13 protein-coding genes and 2 pseudogenes are annotated in these 14,496 nt (G+C 66.3%); 6 read left to right on the top strand and 9 right to left on the bottom strand.

The annotated features are described in order from the left end of the window. The 4 genes from iolE to ALI22I_RS02165 all read right to left on the bottom strand — a co-directional run bounded on the left by iolE (position 1) and on the right by ALI22I_RS02165 (position 4,640). Positions 1 to 918 carry a myo-inosose-2 dehydratase gene (gene iolE / locus ALI22I_RS02180; RefSeq protein WP_077003887.1) on the bottom strand — a complete coding sequence of 306 codons (918 nt, stop codon included), beginning with the start codon at positions 916 to 918 and terminating at the stop codon, positions 1 to 3. Then, complete coding sequence (locus ALI22I_RS02175; protein WP_077003886.1) at positions 918 to 1,481, bottom strand: hypothetical protein; 564 nt, start codon at positions 1,479 to 1,481, stop codon at positions 918 to 920. Before ALI22I_RS02175 ends, iolE begins: the two co-directional genes overlap by 1 nt. After that, complete coding sequence (locus ALI22I_RS02170) at positions 1,478 to 2,608, bottom strand: ferritin-like domain-containing protein (RefSeq protein ID WP_077003885.1); 1,131 nt, start codon at positions 2,606 to 2,608, stop codon at positions 1,478 to 1,480. Before ALI22I_RS02170 ends, ALI22I_RS02175 begins: the two co-directional genes overlap by 4 nt. Before the next feature lie 118 nt (positions 2,609 to 2,726). Beyond that, positions 2,727 to 4,640 (bottom strand): GMC family oxidoreductase, encoded by a 1,914-nt coding sequence (locus tag ALI22I_RS02165; protein WP_143531901.1) that lies wholly within the window; start codon positions 4,638 to 4,640, stop codon positions 2,727 to 2,729. A gap of 592 nt (positions 4,641 to 5,232) precedes the next feature. Between ALI22I_RS02165 and ALI22I_RS02160 the strand changes: the two genes are divergently transcribed. The 5 genes from ALI22I_RS02160 to ALI22I_RS02145 all read left to right on the top strand — a co-directional run bounded on the left by ALI22I_RS02160 (position 5,233) and on the right by ALI22I_RS02145 (position 8,632). Continuing rightward, a complete protein-coding gene (locus ALI22I_RS02160) occupies positions 5,233 to 5,760 on the top strand; it encodes a hypothetical protein (protein ID WP_143531900.1) in 528 nt (175 codons plus the stop codon). A 386-nt stretch (positions 5,761 to 6,146) separates the two neighbouring features. Continuing rightward, positions 6,147 to 6,530, top strand: a complete 384-nt coding sequence (locus ALI22I_RS02155) for a hypothetical protein (protein ID WP_077003883.1) — start codon at positions 6,147 to 6,149, stop codon at positions 6,528 to 6,530. Between the two features lie 406 nt (positions 6,531 to 6,936). Beyond that, entirely contained in the window at positions 6,937 to 7,266 is a 330-nt protein-coding gene (locus ALI22I_RS52805; protein WP_238598020.1) for a hypothetical protein, read from the top strand. Beyond that, on the top strand, positions 7,253 to 7,615 hold the full coding sequence (locus ALI22I_RS50285; RefSeq protein ID WP_238598019.1) for an integrase core domain-containing protein: 363 nt from the start codon (positions 7,253 to 7,255) through the stop codon (positions 7,613 to 7,615). The genes ALI22I_RS52805 and ALI22I_RS50285 overlap by 14 nt, the downstream gene beginning before the upstream one ends. 99 nt (positions 7,616 to 7,714) lie before the next feature. Then, positions 7,715 to 8,632, top strand: coding sequence for a fructosamine kinase family protein (locus ALI22I_RS02145; protein ID WP_202970571.1), 918 nt, complete (start codon positions 7,715 to 7,717; stop codon positions 8,630 to 8,632). Between the two features lie 1,325 nt (positions 8,633 to 9,957). Here the strand turns inward: ALI22I_RS02145 and ALI22I_RS02135 are convergent. After that, entirely contained in the window at positions 9,958 to 10,998 is a 1,041-nt protein-coding gene (locus ALI22I_RS02135; protein WP_083751354.1) for an IS630 family transposase, read from the bottom strand. Between the two features lie 69 nt (positions 10,999 to 11,067). On the opposite strand from ALI22I_RS02135, the pseudogene ALI22I_RS02130 reads away from it, so the two are divergent. Then, positions 11,068 to 11,336: pseudogene (locus ALI22I_RS02130) on the top strand (transposase family protein); the annotation flags it as partial. 83 nt (positions 11,337 to 11,419) lie between these two features. Here the strand turns inward: ALI22I_RS02130 and ALI22I_RS02125 are convergent. From ALI22I_RS02125 to ALI22I_RS02120, 4 genes and pseudogenes are all read right to left on the bottom strand, one after another. Further along, positions 11,420 to 12,061, bottom strand: a complete 642-nt coding sequence (locus tag ALI22I_RS02125) for a PIG-L deacetylase family protein (protein WP_077003881.1) — start codon at positions 12,059 to 12,061, stop codon at positions 11,420 to 11,422. Positions 12,062 to 12,341: 280 nt separating this feature from the next. Beyond that, positions 12,342 to 12,541: pseudogene (locus ALI22I_RS52800) on the bottom strand (IS5/IS1182 family transposase); the annotation flags it as partial. Between the two features lie 341 nt (positions 12,542 to 12,882). Next, a complete protein-coding gene (locus ALI22I_RS48465) occupies positions 12,883 to 13,224 on the bottom strand; it encodes a hypothetical protein (protein ID WP_143531899.1) in 342 nt (113 codons plus the stop codon). A 202-nt stretch (positions 13,225 to 13,426) separates the two neighbouring features. Next, the gene (locus ALI22I_RS02120) at positions 13,427 to 14,023 is read right to left on the bottom strand and encodes a class I SAM-dependent methyltransferase (RefSeq protein WP_274522736.1); all 597 of its coding nucleotides are present in this window, start codon (positions 14,021 to 14,023) and stop codon (positions 13,427 to 13,429) included. Positions 14,024 to 14,496: the final 473 nt, after the last annotated feature.

Genomic DNA, 14,496 nt, shown 5'->3' with positions numbered 1-14,496 from the left:
TTACCATCCCAGGACTTCGGTGAGGTAAGCGCGGGCCATCTTGGCGTACTTCAGCGGGCATGCCGTCGCCGGGTTCTGTTCGGCCTCGACGACCAGCCATCCCTCGTAGCCGGCTTCCCCCAGCGTCGAGAGGATGGGCTCGAAGTCGATAGCGCCTTCTGGGTCCCCGGGCACGGTGAAGACGCCCTGCAGAATTCCCTCCTGGAAGGAGAGATGGTCGCTCTTCACCTTCTCGGCTACCGACTGGCGGACGTTCTTGAGGTGAACGTGCTTGATTCGCTGCTTGTGCCTCTCCGCGGTCTCGAGCGGGTCGTCGCCCGCGAACTGGAGATGTCCGGTGTCGAACAGCAGATGCACGTAGTCCGGGTTGGTGCCCGCCATCAACCTGTCGATGTCCTCGGCCGTCTGCACACCGGTGCCCATGTGATGGTGGTAGCAGAGCCGCATCCCGCCATCCGCGGCCAGCTTTCCGATCTCGTCGAGCCCGCTGGTGAGGAGACCCCAATCGTCTTCGGTGAAGTGGGGGCGGTGCTCGAAAACAGGGATGGGCTGCAGGTGCGACGACTGCCCGAACTCTGCGACCACGATGTCCTGGCCGCCCACTTTCTCGAGAAACTCCAGCTGCCTCTTGAAATTTTCGACGGTCCGGCCCTTGTCGCCGATGGTGAAGTAGGTGCTCACCCACGGCTCGGACACCCTCAGGCCGCGCAGGTCGAGTGCCGCCTTGAGTACAGCGGGGTCGGCCGGGTACTTGTGGCCGATGCTGCAGCCCTGGAAGCCCGCGAGCGCCATCTCGCTCACGCATTGCTCGAACGGGATTCCGATGTCGATCAGCGGAAAGTCGTCGTTCCACCACAGGGTCGGCGTCACGCCGAGTGATACATTGTCGCGACTCAAATTCGGGACAGTGCCGGTCATTACACTTGCTCCTTCTGGTAGTTCTCGAATGCGGGAGGATTGACCCACGACCCGTAGCCCGGCGCCTTCGCGCCGGATGGGTGGGCACCGATCGCCCGCCACAACAGCCCTTCGGTGTATGCCTCGGAGGAGACGACGAACAAGGCTTTGCGTCCGTCTTCGGCGTACGCGCCGCTTTCCCCGGCCTGGTGCTGTCCGGGCACGGCCTGCCTGTTCCAGCTTTCCTCGGGCTGGCTGTCATCCGAGACGGCGGGCTTCGCGCCGCTCCGACCGGGCGCCGTCCAGGCCGCCACGTCCACACGTCCCGCCAGTTCCGGGCCGTACCAGACGCCGACGTACCAGAGCTTGATGATGCTTTGCACCACCGGATCGGCGGGGACGACAGAGGGATCGGAAGAGATCGCATTCTGGATCGCATCCGGCCCTACTTGATTCACGACCGTTTCGTAGTACGCCTCCGCCTGACCGGTTCCCCACAGGTCGAACTCGCTGAACCCGGTCACAGCGGCAGAGAACTTCACGAATTCGCGCAGCTTCTCATCAGCGGTCGGTCCTTGCGTCACGGTGTCTCCTCCTTCGACGGCCAGAGCTCGAATGTCGGGCCGGCATTCTCCCCCGACTGCCCTGTGAGCGGGTTGCGGATGAGGCGGTTCATGCTGTCGCGAATGCGGAACATCTCCCAAACGGCCTTGAGCAGCAGGTCGGGCTGACCGTTGTAGGCAAGATTGATGTCCGTGAGGAAGGCGGCATAGGACTGGTTGAATTCCTTGGCCGCCGCCAGGATTTCCGGGTCTCCCTCGAGGTGCTTCAGCTTGATGTCCGGCTTCACCGGATAGACGGCACTCCAGTCGACGTGCAGATCCGGGCCGGAAGGATCGCCTGGCTCGTCGCCCTTCTGGTAGTACTTCCCCATCTCCAGTTGCTGGAACCTGTAGTAGTGGGCGATTTCATCCTGGTTGTCGAAGATGGCGCCGTGCAGCCCTTCACCCTGCTCCGCGACGAGGGTGAGCGCCGCGACCGCGGTGTCCCGCCCCGTCACCTTGATCACGTCGCCGCCACCCGAGTAGAAGTACTCGGGGGTCACCTGGTGGGCGGGATTGCCAGTGAAGATCGTCTTCCCTACCTTGCGTGCCTGGTCCTCCAGGTGGTTGATTCCCCGGATGATCTCTTCGTAGAACTCGCCGATGCTCGAGAAGCGCTGGGTGGGGTCTCCGGGGACGAGGCCGAGGACGGTGCCGGACTCCTCGAGTTCCGCCAGTTCGTCCGGTGACGGCGCCGAGCCGTTGGACGTCAGTCCAAGGGTCGCCCAGTCCATCGGTACGAACCTGTCTTCCTCGCTAGCCGCCTGCGCGGGCTTCTCGATCCTCAGGAACGTGGCGAGAGCCTCGGGCGAGAACGGTCGGAGATGCACCTCGAAGTCATCCGGACCAGCCGGCAGGCGCGTCGGATAGTTCGGCACGAAGCCGCGCTTGGTGAGGTTCGGCGTCCCGCCCACGGCGTTCAGGACGTTCGCGACCAGGGTGAGGTGCAGCATCTCCTCGACGGCCACGACCCTGATGACGTGCCGGGCATCCGAGTTCTTCCCAGGGTGTAGCGAGTAGAGGGCGGTCAGGTAGGGCGGGAGCGTTGCATGCTCCAGCTGGAGCCCTTTGTAGAGGTACTCGCGTAGCTCCTCGATGGTCTGGATCATGGAGCCCTGGGACGGCTCCGATTCTGCAACGGACACGGATTCTGAAACGGACATGTTCCCCCAATCGTGGGCGGTGGCGGTGGCGGTGTCGCGTTCGACCGCCGATCTGTTGGCCGTCTTAGCTGCCGACGGTGACCGGCGCCTTCGCGGCACGCAGGTACCTGGCGATGTGGATCGAACTGCGGAAGGCGAGCGCCGCCATGGTCAGGCTGATGTTGGAAGTCCCGATAGACGGCAAGCTGCCAGGCCCGACAAGGTAAAGATTGTCGTGGTCCCACGACTGCTGGGTGTGGTCGACCACCGAGTTCGTCGGGTCGGTTCCCATGATGTGGGTGCCCGCCAGGTGGTTGCCGCCCAAAATGTTGTACCACTGGCCGTCGTACTCGACAGCGCTGTAGCTCTTCTCGTCGTAATGGGTCTTGTCCTCAGCGCCGAGCTTCTCGAAGATGTCGGTCGCGAGCTTGCGGGCGAACGCAGCGCCCCGCATGGTGTAGGGCGGGATCTTGAGCGACACGACCGGTTTCAAGTTGCCGATGGCATCCTTGTACCGGTCGTCCACAGTGACCGTGTTGCTCCTGTCGGGCAGCAGGTCGATCATGAAGGCCAGCAGGAGCTGTCGGGAGATCTGGTCCCCGAGTGTCCTGCGCAGCTCGGGCCCGCGCAGGCCCCGCTTGTCGACGAGTTCGACCAGGTCCGTGTAGGGCGAGCCGGTTGCCCACCCCCAGCCGTCGTTGTGGATGTCCACGCCGAATCCGGCCTGGGTTACACGGAATCGCCCGCCGCGCAGGTCGGTGATTCCGCTCGTGCAGGTTGTGCCTCGCATCGTGCCGGCCGGCTTGGGCAGCAGGCCCCAGGACAGCAGGTAGGCGTGGTCCATCAGGTTGCAGCCGATCAGCTTGCTGCGGCTCATACGCTGCATGTCGGAGGCCAGCATGATCCGGGCGTTCTCGATGGCGTGCGCGCAGAGAATGTAGACGGTGCCCTTCACCGTGTACGTCTCGTAACTGTCGGAGTCGAGCGAGTGGTAGTTCTTGATGGTGATCCCGGTTACTCGTCGGTCCAGGTCGTTGATCTCGACCTTGGACGCGACGGCTTGCGTCACGATCTTGACGTTGCCCTTGCGGAGCGCCTTGGCCAGCGTCTTTCCCGCGTGATATTTGGCCTGCACGGGGCAGATCGGGACGCAGTTGGTGTTGCCCTGGCAGCGCTCGCCTTCTTCCGCCTGGCTCGTGCTCACCGCGCCGACCGGGACGAAGCCCTTGCCGCCGTCGTACGCGGCGTTCGGCACGCCGTTACGGGCCTGCGGAAAGCTCCGTACCTGAAGTGTGTAATCGTCGTCCGCCAGGTTGACCCGCATGCCGTCCACGCCTCGGGCGACCGTCTGGTCGAGATAGGACGGCGGCATGCGGTGCATCGGGAACACGTACCCCTTGGGGAAATGCATTCCCAGGTATGTCTGGTCCTCGACTTCGGCGGCTACGCCCAGTTCGGCCTCGGCCTGCCGATAGTAGGGTTCCAGGTCGTCATAGCTGAGCGGCCAGTTCAGGCCCTGGCCGTACTTGGTTTGCAGGTCGAAGTCCTCGGGAAGCATGCGCAGCGCTTTCCCCTCCCAATGCATGGAGGTGCCGCCGAGGACCCGAGTGAAGGTGGTGTCCGTGCAGTACTTGTCCTCTTGTACGAGGTAGAAGTCGTCTCGGGGCGTGTCCGGATGCACCGGCATGGTGTCGGTGCTCCTGGGCATCCGGGCATTCGGGTTGAACGGGTACGGAGACTGGTTGTCCTTGACGACTGCGCCGTAGAACCGCGACAGGTACGACTCGTACTCGGCGAGGTCCAGGTCCTTGCCGGGGCCGGCTTCGAGAATCAGCACCTTGTAGCCTGCCTGGCTCAGCTGCTCGGCGACGATGGAACCTGCCATGCCGCCACCGACGATAACGGCATCCCACTCGCCTTTTGCGGCCTCTGCGGCGCTGGTCTGCGTCGCGGCACCGGCTGGGAAAATTATCTGCTCTGCATCATCGTAAGATGTCATTGATATCCCTCTTCGCATCTGGGGTGACCTCACCCCGGTTACGGGCAGAACAGTCCGGTGACAGATCCCGCCAGCCGTCAGCACGGAGGGTGATCGAATGATCATCGAAGGCCCGCCATGTTACTGGCAAAAAAGAACCAGCTCAGAATTTGAGTTCAAGCTGAAGAGCTAAGGCGAGCAGGCATCGCGGCGCCTACCGGTGAATTGCTAAGAGATTCCCGGAAATCCGCAGCGGATCCCGTTGACAACTGTGGCCACTCGCCGCGTTGTCGACCCCTCCGCGTACGCCGCATACGTGGACCACCCTTCGCCTGCCATTGATCACATTTGACGCCGCTCACCGATCCACCGGGATCGCGGCAAGGGCCTCAGCACGAGGCTTGCATATGATGCTGTCTTCCGCAGCGGGTCTTGTCGGTGAATCCACCGTTCGGGTGTCATCAAAGAGCCTTTTCAGCGTTGCCTCTCCAGGGTGAGGACGCAGGGCGATTGCGTAGTCAGGCAGCAACGCGCTGAGCTGGGTGTTTGCAGAGTGAGCGGCCTCCGCAGAGGCGATGGCGGCAGGTGAGACCGCATCGGTGATCATGGAGTGGTGACGCTTCACGACTCCGAGGAAGACCCCCTCCGCCGATGGCAGGTGCAGGTCCACATCCAGGGCGAGGTCACCGCCGTCGACCCGGTCGAGTCCAATCAGGTCGACCTCGCCTCACCGCTGCCGACCCCTCCCGTCCGGTGGGGCACCGCTACCGCGCTGCTGCCCCCGTCGGTGATGTTTCCAAGCCTCTTGGGCGGCGACGTGTTCCGACCGGCCGCCACAAGGACCGGGGTGCTGTACCGCAACGACGGGTCGACGACGCTCACCGTGACACTGGAGGCACTGCGCCCCCGAAACGTGCACGACACCGACCCCGACGAGTTTGCCCTGGTCGTCCACGCCCCCGACATCACCGAACTGCGCGGCACCTGGCGGATCACCGCACGAGGACACCACCGCGTCTACAAGGGCGAGCTCACCATCCCCGTCGAGCAATTGAACGACGTGGGAGAGGCGATCCGCGCCGTGCTCATCCCCGAAGAGGACACCGACGACGCCCCGGACATCGAGGAGGACGAGGACTGAATTCGGTGCCGGTGCTGCTTCGACGCCGGTTGCTCCCTCCCACTGTCGTCGCGAGGTCGGCTCAGGCTGGCACGCTCATGGTGCTGTTGGCCGCCGGGATCGTCGGGCGTGCCGGCGCGTGGATCCGATCGGTGTCCCTCGGTACGACGATCCTGTGCCGCTCGGAAGGTTATCGCCGCAGCTCATGCGGCATGGGCAGCGGTTCTAGCACCCATAAGCCATGGCGCGGACCGTCGCCGAGAGCGGGAACACACGTTGCCTTCTGCTATTCGGTGCAGCACACACTGCTCTCTGCGGGTGAATCCGGCATGAGGCGCCGTCACTGCGGTGGAGGTGCCGCGTCACCTCGGCGCACATCACCTCTCCGACGCCGAGGACCGACGCACATGACCGTGTTCACCCCTTCGCGCCCCGCGACACTGGCCGAGTGGATCGCCGCCACCATCCCACCGGGCATTCCCGCCCTGGACGCCGCCCCGACTGGGGTGTTGAAGTTTCTGTTCTACGGTCGGGCCTCCACCTCCGAGCACCAGGACCCGCGCACCTCGCGTGCGTGGCAACTCGACGTCGCCCACCGGCTCGTCGACGGGCACGGCACGATCATCGGTGAATACTTCGAGACCGCCTGCTCCCGCCAGGTGCCCTGGCCCCAACGCCCCCAAGCCGCAGCCCTGCTCCGGGCCATCGCCGACTCCGACAATCGGATCGACGCGATCGTGGTCGGCGAGTACGAGCGTGTGGGGTGCCAGAACTCTGCACTGGGCCGCTGAGCTGCGGTAATCGTGCACTATGGGCCATGGGAGCATGATTGCAAAGCGTGGCATTACGGCTGCTCTACCTGATCTTCGTCTGGCTCGTCGGCGGGTTGGTTCTGCTCGGTCGCTCGTCTGCGGCAAGGATGTCGAGTTACTGGTACTGCGGTACGAGGTCGCCGTGCTGCGCCGGACGAGCCAGCGCACGCGGCTGGACTGGGCCGACCGCGCGGTGCTCGCCGTGTTGGCTCGGCGACTACCCCAATCGGCTGCGCGAGCACCGGTGGGTGACGCCGGGCACCGTCCTGCGATGGCATCGGCGCCTGGTCGCGAGGAGGTGGACCTACCCGAACCGGACCGGGCGCCCGCCGATCGACGACACCGTGGTGGCGTTGATCGAGCGGATGGCGCGGGAGAACAGCGGTTGGGTTACCGCCGGATCCAGGGCGAACTGCTCAAACCCGGCCACCGGGTGGCCGCGTCGACCATCCGTCGCGTGCTCAAGCGCCTGCGGATACCTCCCGCACCCGGGCGCGACAGCGACACCTCGTGGCGGCGGTTCCCGCGTACCAAGGCCACGAGCATCTTGGCCTGCGACTTTGTCCACGTCGACTGCGCACTCGCCCTCAAACGCGTCTACGTGTTCTTCGTAATGGAAGTCGCCACCCGGTACGTCTACATCCTTGGCACCACCACCAACCCCGACGGAGCATGGACCACAACAAGCCCGCAACCTGCTCATGTACCTCGGTGACCGGGTCGACGATTTCCGGTTCCTGATCCGCGACCGGGCCGGCCGGTTCACCACCTCGTTCGATGCCGTCCTCGCCGACGCCGGCATCGAGGTCGTGAAGATCCCGCCACGCTGCCCGCGAGCGAACTGCTACGCCGAACGGTTCGTCGGCACCATCAGACGCGAAACCACCGACCGACTGCTCATCATCAACGAACACCACCTGAGATCAGTGCTGGACCAGTACGTGTCCCACTACAACCACCGCCGACTACACCGGGCCCGACAACTCACCCACCACGACCGGACCATGCGATCCCCCAGCCCAACCTCACGCCGGTACGCCGCCGATCGATCCTCGGTGGCTTGATCAACGAGTACGAACCCGCAGCAGCCTGAAGTGCAGGTCAGACCGTATGGCCGATTTCTGGAACCCCACACGGTCCGACCAGTATTCGTGGGATCACGCTTGGGAGATCGACGCGGCGAGGTTGAGGTAGCTTACGTTCTCATGCAGATCGCCTCTCTACTGTTCGACCGCCTGCACACCGCAGGACTGAGCGACGTCACGGCGGTCGAACCGGTCGAGGGCGGGATGGCGGCGCTCGCCGGCCTCGCTACCAGGCGCGGCGGGCCCCCGGTGTTTGTCAAGTCGTTCGTCGACGTGCCCGCGGACGATCTGTTCGCGGCCGAGGCGGAAGGACTCGACGTGCTGCGGGAACGCGGTGCGCTTGCCACGCCCCAGGTCGTGCTTGCGACGCGGGAGGTGCTGGTGTTGTCCGTCCTGCGGGCGCGTCCGGCGCAGGAAACCTTCTGGGAACAGTTCGCCCACACGCTCGCACGGCTGCACACCTCGACCGTGCACGACAGGTTCGGCTGGGAGCGTGACAACTGGCTCGGCCGCTACCGGCAGGATAACGCGTGGACCGTCGACGGATACGAGTTCTTCGCCCGGCGCCGCCTGCTGCGCTGGCTGCCGGAGCGACGTGTCCAGGCGGCGCTGGACGAGCGGGACCGGCGGGCCTTGGAAAGGCTGTGTGAGCGACTGCCCGACGTGTTGCCGCCCCGGCCCGCCTGTCTGGCCCACGGTGACCTGTGGGCGCACAACATCCTCGCCACCGAGGAGGGGCGCCCCGCGTTGATCGATCCGGCGGTCTCCTACACGTGGGCCGAGGTCGACCTGGCCCACCTGTGGTGCTCTCCGCACCCGCCGGAGGCGAAGCGGTTCTTCGACGTATACGCGGCGCTGACTGGCCTGGACGACGACTGGCGAGCCCGGATGCCACTCATCCAGCTGCGTCAGCACCTGGCCGTCATCGCCCAGTTCGACCACGACTGGGGCGCGGCGCAGCAGGTCCGTGCCGCTCTCAAGCCGTTTCGCCGATAAGACGCAGGTCCGTCGAGGCGGTCACGCCGCAGAGTCTAGGTGCGCGCCGTCGTTGAGTTCTTGCGAGTCCTGACGAAGTGCGTGGTTGCGCACTTGCCGCCGGCAAATGATTGGCGCAGCCGAGGGTGTCGAACGCTTCGTGGATGTCGTCGCGGATCTCCCAGCGAATGCGAAGGCGGCGGACGGGCATCCGGTGGCCAATCGGCTCAGCAGGAACCGGCCATCGTGGTTCGGCGGCACCACCGCGGTGACCCGTCCGGGCCCGTTGTGGGCCACGGGCGCGCACGCGCCCGCCGGATCACACCGACCGGCCGGGTACCGCCGAACCAACGCCATGCGGGCAAGCGCCCCCACCGTATCCCGGGCGCACCGCGACCAACGGCCCGGCCGCGTTCACGAAAACCGGCGAACCGGCCCCGTGCTGAGTCCACTATGGACCGGAAACGGACGGCTCTGCGACGGCGACCCGGGACGGCGTGTATCGCCGAGGATTGGACGTGGGACCGTGATCAGCACGTGTCCGCGGCCCGCCGTTCCACGGATCTGCCGGCCGGCGCTACTCCGGCAAACACCGCGCCGCCACGGCGTCATTGTCCAGATCGTCGCCGACTCGGCAGGACGGTCCGCACGCCATTCAAGCGCCACACCGCACGGCCACGCGGACAGAAGGCGGTCAAACCGCGCCCGCGCCCGCTGGTCGCGGAGTGCACGACAAGTGCCCGTTCGCGGCTGCCACCCCGCGCGCTCGCGCGGTGGGGACGAGGCGGCGGAACGCGTGCGCCACCACGTCCTGCGGAGCCATGCCAAGCAGCCTTGCGCTGACTCCGCGAAACCCCCGTCATAGACGAGGGGTCGGTGTTGAAGCCCTCCCAGGTGAGCTTCGTCTTCCAGACGAACAGTCGCGGAGGGTGTCGGCGTGGGCGTCACCGTGGTGTTCATGGTCAGTCCCCGTTGGGCACGTCGAGGCATGGAGAGGCGGCGCTCACGCCTGGGAACGACATGGGCGCGCCTCCCGTCGCTGGCAGCACACCCCCGTGCCGGACCGGTGGAGTCAGACCGGGTCGGCTGTCCAGGCCGGGCGATGGGGACGGAAGTCGTCTTCTCGGCGTACACGCATACCGGGCCTTTCATCCTGACTCGGATGCGTTGGCGGGCATGACTTCTGCGTGATCACAGGTCGCCGACCATCGGCGTATCGGTGCCCAGACATGGCGAAGCCTCTGGTAGCCGACCTTTCGGCCAAGATCGTTCGCATGCCCAAGGGCTTCACGTGCTGTTCTACCGTGCTGTGCTGCCGTTGTATTGAGCCGAAAATGTTCGGTTGCCTACATGATGGCGTAGCGGACGTGGTGGGCGTGGAGGTAGCCGCGGACGATGTGTGGCTGGCGCTGGCGACGGCGCAGGAAGCGTCGGGTCTCGTGGGCGAGCCGGTCGACGTTGCGGGCGCGTGAGGCGTTGACGTTGCGCTTGAGATCGGCGTTGAGCAACTCATCGGGGTTCAACTCGGGGCTGTAGCCGGGCATCAGGTGCAGCTCGACCCGCTCGGTGTTGTCCTGCAGCCAGGCGCGGACGGCCTTGCTGCGGTGCACCGGGTGCCGGTCGGCGACGACGTGCACTTTCCGGCCTGCCTGACGGGCGACACGGTCGAGGAACGCGGTGAACACGGTCGCGGTGAACCGCTCGGTGGACACGGTGAACCACAGCGCGCCGCGTGAGGCGACCGCGGACATGACGTTGACCCGCAGTCGTTTCCCGGTCACCCGCACGATCGGCGTACGGCCCTTCGGCGCCCACGAACGACCGGGCGGGGCGGTGTCGGAGCGCAGTCCGCACTGGTCGACCCACGCGATCACCGCACCCTCGGACCTCGCCCGTGCCCCGATCGCCGGGTAGTCCTCGTCCAGCCACGTGCGCACCGCGGCGGGCTGCTGTTCGTAGGCCCGCCGCGCGGGGCGCTGCGGGGTGAAACCGTGCCGACGCAGCCACAACCCGACGCCCTGCTCGGTCATGACGACCCCGACGACCAGCCGGATCAGCTGGACCACGGCCTGGCGGGTCCACAACGGGCCGCCGATCAGCAACTCCTCCGGGGTGTGGTCGGCCATCGCCGCGAACAGCGTGCCCCGGTCCTCCGGAGTGATCAGTTCGGCAGGGCCGGGGCGTCCCGTGCGGGTCGCCAGGCCGTCGCGGCCGTCCCGTCGGTAGGCGCGCCACCAGGTGCCCACCGAGCGTTCGGAGACCCCGAACACCTCCGCGGCCTGCCGGTAGCCCTCGACCCGACCGGCCTCCAACGCCGCCACCACCCGCAACCGCAGCACCTCACGCTCCGCAGGCGACAACCGGTGAGCACCCCCGACCTCGATCACGAGTGATCAACCTATAGGAAGGCGATCACTTTCGACTCAATAACATCGGACCTGGCCTTCGTCTCCGGGATGATCCGCACCATCGCCGGCAGTCGGGCTCGGTGTGGCGCAAGCCCGACCCGGGACAGCAGGCCCTGCCGGTGCTGGTCTCCCTGCGCAAGGGCGAGACCTCCGCCGAGGTCGGCGCCGGGTTCGCGGTCTCCACCACGACATGCTGGCGCTTTGCCAACGAAACCGTCGAACTTCCGGCCTCGCGGGCCCCGAAGCTGCGCCAGGCGCTGCGCACGGCGAAACGCCAGGGCCTGGCCTACGTGGTGGTCGACGGCACGCTGATCCCGAAAGGGTTCATTGATCAGAGGCGTGAAGCCGGCGTCGGCGAAGCTGTTCGCCAGCGCGGGAACGGGCACTGGGATTTCAGTTGTCAGTGCCCTCTGTCGGGGGCCGGCAGGGTCGTGTACTGGTGCCTGACGACCTGGAACGGCTCGGCGGCCAGGTGGCCACTCAGCCAGCCGAACCACGCGTCCTTGAGCGCGAGGTGCTCCGGGCGCAGGTAGGGGCGATCGGACTGGGTGTGGTGCATCTCGATCGCGCGTAGTCGCACGCTCGCGAAGTGGTCCGTGACTCGGAAGAACGCGGTCGGGGTGAAGCTCTGGCCGCTGCTCGGAGTGCGGTACCAGGACAAGCCCACGGCTGATCGGCGCAGCGCCGCACTGACGATCGCCGTCGTCGCCCGGTGATCCTGGTGGGTGTCGTCGGGATGCGGCGCGAACACCATGTCCGCCGTGGCGATGTGCTCCTCCAACCAGCGCACACGCGCCCGCGTGACGGCGAGGCCGCCGTCGCGGCCGGTCGGGTCGCCGACCAGTTCGGCGCCGAGGACGGCCGCGGCGGACTTGGCCTCGGTCAGCCGGATCTCGTCCCCGCCGGTCATCAGGGCGATGGTGACCCGATGGCCGTTGGCCGCGTATGCGGCCAGCAGGCTGCCGGCGCCGTACTCGGCGTCGTCGGGGTGCGGCGACACCGCGACGACGTCCAGCGATCGGAACGGGCGCTTCTCATCCACCGTGACCGTCCTTTCAGAGAGGAGCCTTCCGGCGACTGTGGAATCACGCCCGCCCGCGTGGTCAGGGCAGCCGCGGATCACAGTGCGCCGAATTCCCATCTTGGACGGTGTCGGCAGGTCGAGCCAGCGGGGATCCGGACCTGGACGAGTGAAACGTCGTGTCGTATCGCCGCATACTGAATCGATAAACACCTGAGAGTGTCACGTGCGCTCGCTAACGCATTGAGCACGAATTGCGATTCGCTAATTCCGTCGATTGCCGGCGCCGGTCAAGCGGCTTTCATCGCGGCTGGCGGTGGCCCTCGAAGTGGTGCAGGACGAGGCTGGCTGCGACGATCGCGGTGGCCCGGTGAGCGCAGCATGCGGCTTGACCAGTGCTTTCCCGCCCTGAGGAGAACCCGGCGCGTTCGCCGAGGGCGCGGATGCGGGCGTGGCGTGGTTGACCGACTTCTGTCCGCGTGACAGTCGTGGCCGTCGGCGGGGGCCGACGCCAGCACGTTGTCCGCCATCCTGTTCGACGCGGGCGCGGTCATGAAGCCGACGACCGCCAGGACGACACGTACTTGACCCGGTCGCCGTCCTTCTCTTCCCGGCCTGCCCGGATCGCCCAACATGGCCTTGAGCCGGCAGTGCTGCGCCGGGGTAATCGCGCCTGTCCAGTCGCCCTTGCCGATGACCTCGCGCTGGTACACGCGCAACCCCGTCAACGCCGGTTGGACGCCACCGCCCGGACCCTCGCCCCCGACCAGCTGCCGGGGAACACGTGCGCATACCTGCCCTCGCGCAACCAGCGGGCCACCGTCTTCGGCGACTCCTTCTCCTCAGCACATCAACGCCTGCACCGCCGCGTCCACCTGTTCGGGCGACAACTTCTCGGTCAACCTCGCCCAGGTCTCCGGATCGCGCGACAGGTGATAGAGCTTCTCCATGTGCAACGAGATCCACGGCGCGGCCAGTTCGGTGCGAATGTCGGCTTCCCGCCGAGGCAGGTCATCGAGAATGCGCGTGAGGTTGCGCTGGTGTTGGCGAGCACGGCAGGGAATCGGTAGGTGCCGGTCTATCGGTAACCCCGGGAGTTGGAACTTGCGGAGTTCGCAGTGAGTCAACGATGAGGTTCGGCCGCGCGGTGCTGCCGCGCCCCGGCCCCGGGCAAAGCTGCTCACGATCGGGCTATGGGCGAGACGGCGTCAGATGGGCCCGGCTTGTCGCTGTTCCTGCACCAAGCGACGCGAGGCCGCCGATCACACGGCGTTATGGCGAGTGAGCCGACCCTGACCGGATTGCCGAAACAGCATGGTTGGTTGTGGCAGGGTCGTGGCCCACGGAGGCCCGTAGGGCCGCCTTGATGCACGGGCAGGGGTCGCCTCAGTGCGAGGCCAGTGGCCGCAGCTTGAAGATCAGGATGCCCAGGTACTTGTTCATCCACGCCCGCTTGTGCGGGTAGCGGCGCGCGGCTTCCTCGGCAAGTTGGGGCTCGATGGCGGTCTCGATCCACATTCCTGCCGTGCTGAACACGTTGAGCAGGTCGGACATGGTGTAGGTGCGTTTCGTCAGCGCGATGTGCTCGTTCCAGCCAGTGCGGTAGGTGTAGTCGGCCTTGGCGAAGTACTCTTCGCCCAACGTGGTCCCGTTCTGCTCGGCGCGTTCGAGGGCGTACCGGATCGGCTGAGTCCTCGTGAGCAGAATGAATCCGTCCTGGTTCAACATCGCTCGCGCGGCCCGCAAGGTGTGCACCGGGTCCTTGGCGTAGCCGAACGACTGCAGGAACAAGATCCGATCGAACGTGCGACCACGCAGCTCCGGCAACGAGTCCGGATTGGACAAGTCACCCCGAATCAGCTCGACACCGGGAGGTGGGGCGGTGATGAAGTTCCCCCCGATGTCGACACCGGCGGAGGCGACTGCGCCTTCGCGGACGAGCTCCGCGAGCTTGCCACCGTTGCCGCAGCCCAAGTCCAGAATCGAGCGTCCGGTGACATCACCGAGAATGTCCTGATCCTCACCTGGTTGTACGGACCCGGGTTACTGGATGATCACGCGTCTCAGTAGCCCGGAGGACAGCCCACGGTGCCGGAGCGGTATCCACCCGAGTTCCGAAGCAAGGTCCTCGCCCTGGTCGCGTCCGACCGCCGTGTCAACCAGGTCGCGGCGGACCTCGACATCAGCGACCGGATGCCGCGGGCTCACCGACGATCCAGGCGGCTCGGACTGCTCCAATCGAGCGCATCTCCGTAGTTCTTTGTCATGGCGGCGAGGGCACCTCGTCACCCCGGCGTCCATCCCCGTTCCGACGTCGAGGACCAAGCATGACGGTGTCCGCCCCACCGCGCCCGACTACGCTCGCCGAGTGGATCGCCGCCACCATCCCGCCGGGCATCCCTGCTATGGACGCCGCGCCGGTCGGAAGTCTGCGGTTCCTGTTCTACGGTCGCGCT

The sequence above is a fragment of the Saccharothrix sp. ALI-22-I genome, assembly GCF_001984175.1.
In the GTDB taxonomy this organism is placed as follows: Bacteria; Actinomycetota; Actinomycetes; order Mycobacteriales; family Pseudonocardiaceae; genus Actinosynnema.
The sequence above is the reverse complement of the archived record's forward strand: the minus strand, read 5'-3'. Positions and strand labels throughout refer to the sequence as shown.

Bases quoted from the DNA above. Each gene is read 5' to 3' on its own strand.
- ALI22I_RS02170 (WP_077003885.1), bottom strand. From the start codon at position 2,608: ATGATCCAGACCATCGAGGAGCTACGCGAGTACCTCTACAAAGGGCTC.
- ALI22I_RS02165 (WP_143531901.1), bottom strand. From the start codon at position 4,640: ATGACATCTTACGATGATGCAGAGCAGATAATTTTCCCAGCCGGTGCC.
- iolE (WP_077003887.1), bottom strand. From the start codon at position 918: ATGACCGGCACTGTCCCGAATTTGAGTCGCGACAATGTATCACTCGGC.
- ALI22I_RS50285 (WP_238598019.1), top strand. From the start codon at position 7,253: ATGTACCTCGGTGACCGGGTCGACGATTTCCGGTTCCTGATCCGCGAC.
- ALI22I_RS02155 (WP_077003883.1), top strand. From the start codon at position 6,147: ATGACCGTGTTCACCCCTTCGCGCCCCGCGACACTGGCCGAGTGGATC.